The organism is Kitasatospora sp. NPDC093558 (genome assembly GCF_040683475.1).
Lineage (GTDB): Bacteria > Actinomycetota > Actinomycetes > Streptomycetales > Streptomycetaceae > Kitasatospora.
The window spans coordinates 1-3,021 of record NZ_JBFBDY010000703.1; the positions used below are offsets into that span (position 1 = coordinate 1).

General features: G+C 69.4%; 3 protein-coding genes and 1 pseudogene. 2 read left to right on the forward strand and 2 right to left on the reverse strand.

The window, feature by feature from the left end; genetic code table 11:
- The first annotated feature begins 396 nt into the window (after positions 1-396).
- Both AB0O00_RS33980 and AB0O00_RS33985 read left to right on the forward strand, forming a co-directional pair.
- A complete protein-coding gene (locus AB0O00_RS33980) occupies positions 397-1,236 on the forward strand; it encodes an IS5 family transposase (RefSeq protein WP_363658425.1) in 840 nt (279 codons plus the stop codon).
- A gap of 37 nt (positions 1,237-1,273) precedes the next feature.
- Positions 1,274-1,610, forward strand: a pseudogene (locus AB0O00_RS33985) (hypothetical protein); the annotation flags it as partial.
- On the opposite strand, the gene AB0O00_RS33990 reads toward AB0O00_RS33985, so the two are convergent.
- Together AB0O00_RS33990 and AB0O00_RS33995 are read right to left on the reverse strand one after the other, a co-directional pair.
- Positions 1,607-2,020: a hypothetical protein gene (locus AB0O00_RS33990; RefSeq protein WP_363658427.1), complete on the reverse strand. Its 414-nt coding sequence runs from the start codon at positions 2,018-2,020 to the stop codon at positions 1,607-1,609. The pseudogene AB0O00_RS33985 and the gene AB0O00_RS33990 overlap by 4 nt on opposite strands.
- Before the next feature lie 214 nt (positions 2,021-2,234).
- Positions 2,235-3,021: MFS transporter (locus tag AB0O00_RS33995; protein WP_363658429.1), on the reverse strand; the 787-nt coding region annotated here is incomplete at its 5' end.

A 3,021-nucleotide genomic window follows, 5' to 3' on the forward strand; every position in this document is an offset into this window, starting at 1 on the left:
AGCCCTCGGCCTTGACGCCGAGCCACGGCACACCGAAGGCACCCGCGCCAAGCTGAAACGCCTGGTCAGCCGCGGCATCCTCACAGAACCCGAGCCCGGCCTGTTCACCCTCACCAACCCCACGCCGGTCATCCCAGGCTGAACTCCGGCGAAGGCTCACAGAACAATCTCTGAGTGGGCGTTTTGGCATGGTTGATCCGGTAAGTGGCTTATGCGCATGCCGTCTTGGTGACGTTCTGTCCGGTAGATGGACAACGTCCCTCCTGAGCTCAGAGGATCGACTGTCCGTCTCGCCCGCATCTATGCCTTGAAGTCCGTCTGATTTGAAGAAGTCGCAGAAACGCCCGACAGACTGCGGAACGGGATCTTCCGCCCGATCCGTGCCGACGCTGTGGCGTGAGCCAGCGGAAGCCGTACCCCAGCGACCTGTCCGACGCCCGATGGGCCCTGATCGAGCCGAAACTCACGGCATGGAGGAAAGCCCGACTCGACCGCAGGCCCACCGGCAAGCCGGCCCAGGTCGAACTGCGCGACGTCTTCAACGCGATCCTCTACATCAACCGCACCGGAATCCCCTGGAAGTACCTCCCGCACGACTTCCCGAATCACGGCACCGTCTACGCCTACTACGCGGCCTGGCGTGACGAGGGAATCCTTGCGGAACTCAACTACGACCTGACCGGCTTGGCTCGCGTGAAAGAGGGCCGCAAGCCCGAACCGACCGCGTCCGTCATCGACACCCAGAGCGTGAAGACCTCCACCAACGTGCCGTTGACCAGCCAGGGGACGGACGCCGCGAAGAAGATCGTCGGCCGCAAGCGCGGCATACTCACCGACACCATCGGCCTGATCCTCGCCGTCACCGTCACCGCCGCGAGCCTCTCCGAGAACACCCTGGGAATCCACCTCCTCAACCAGGCCAAGAAAACCTACCCGAGCATCTCCAAGAGCTGGGTCGACACCGGCTTCAAGAACGCCATGATCGAGCACGGAGCCGGCCTCGGAATCGACGTCGAAGTCGTCGCGAGAAAATCCGACGTCCGCGGCTTCCACGTCGTGAAGAGACGCTGGGTAGTCGAACGAAGTCTGGGATGGCTCATGTTGCGCCGCCGCCTCGCTCGCGACTACGAGACCCTGCCCGCCAGCTCCGAAGCCATGATCCACATCGCCTCTATCGACAACCTCACCAAGCGCATAACGGACGAGACTACACCAACCTGGCGAGGGACCTACTAGGGCATAAAGGGCAATCCGCCCACATCAAATGCCCTCTAAGACCACCCGGCACGATGCCGCGAGCATCGCGATCGGGCGACGGGCGACGCGCCCCCGGACACCCGATCCGGCGACATGGGGGTCCCCCCGGCCGGAGGCTGGGGGAGGCACCGCCCCACGACGACCGGAGTGATCGTCGTGGGCATCGGACCGTCCAGGCCGGACCAGGCGTTTGGGGGCGTGAGGAAACCCGCCACCCCGCCATGGACCGTAGCCGCGAGTTGCGCGCCCGGGCGGGGACCACGAGAACGCGGGCGACCAGTCGGGCATCCAACACCGTTCGGGATGCACGCAGTGATCAGACCTGGGTCCAAGACTCACTCCTGCTCACTTAATTGGAACGGTAGCTGTGGGGCTTGAGGATCCGCGGTCGGCTGCCCGTCGTGGGGGCGGGCTGCGCGAGGTCGGCGTCGGCGCCCGCGGTGCTGACGTCCTCCCGTTCGACCTTGCCCGTCCACAGGTCGCGGACGAAGACCTTGGAGCGGCCGTTGCCGTTGCCGTTGCCGCTGCCGGGCAGGAGGTTGGAGGCGTTGGAGGTGAAGACGGCGAAGGGGCCGTCCGCGCTCAGGCCCCGGGCGGTCGAGGCGCCGTTGGGCTGGGTGCCCGGGGCGCTGACCGTCACCCGTTCGGTGACGCCGGTCGGCGCGTCGGCGTGCGCGGGCGCGGCGGCCGACACGGCCGGTGCCGCCGCGGCCAGCGTGCAGGCGGCGCGCAGGACGTGGCGCGTCGGGCGTGCTCGGTTCATCGCGATCCCTCCCCTGGGATCGGCGGGCCGCGATCGACTCCCCGGCGGCCGGCTCGGGGTGAGCCAACCGTCGGGTGGGAAGGGGGTCAACGGTTGCACGAGCGGAGCGGCGTGTCCACGTCAATCGGGTTGAGCGGGAGCGCCGCCGATGTTGGGCAAGCGGGCACTTCCGAGCCGGTGCGATGCGGTGACCTGCCCGGGTGGTGTGTCGGTTTCACCGTGCGGCTTCTTCGGCCTGCGCGGACGCGCGGACGGCCTGCACGTGAGGGTCGGTGCGCTGGTCGTAGCGCCAGAGGGCGGGCAGGGCGGCCGAGAGGGCGGCGGCGCTGGTCAGGCATAGGAGTCCGCCGGTGCGAAGCGCCGCCCGGATGCCCTGCCGGGTGGCGAGTCCGCCGGCGCGCAGGTCGCCGAGGGCCGGTCCTGCGGAGCCGATGAGCATCTCCAGTCCGGCGGCGCGGCCCCGGAGTTCGTCCGGAATGGACTGGTTCCAGATCGCGCTGCGGAAGGTGTCGCCGGCCCAGTTCGCGGCGCCCGCGACGGCGAGGCACAGGAGGACGGTCCACAGGTTCGGCACGGCGGCGGCGCCGACCATCGCGATGCCGACCAGCGCGGCGGAGAGCAGCACGAAGCGGCCGTGCCGGTGCACGCGTTGCGTCCAGCCGCTGGTGGTGGCGGCGAGCAGGCTGCCCGCCGCCGAGGCCGAGTAGAGCAGGCCGAGTGCCCACACGGCGTCCAACTCCCGTGCGAGGAAGGGGAAGAGTGCGGTGGGCAGGGCGAAGACGGTGGCCGCGAGGTCGGCCAGGTAGGTGCCGAGCAGGTCGGGCCTGCGGGCCGCGTACCGGGCGCCCTCGGTGAACTCGCGCCACTGCGGCGCCTCGGCGTCCCGCTCGGACGGCACCGGGCGGACGGCGGCGAGCAGCGCGATCGAGACCAGGAAGGTCGCGACGTCGATCAGGTACGCCACCGGGACGCCCGCCGTCGCGATCACCAGGCCGGCGGCG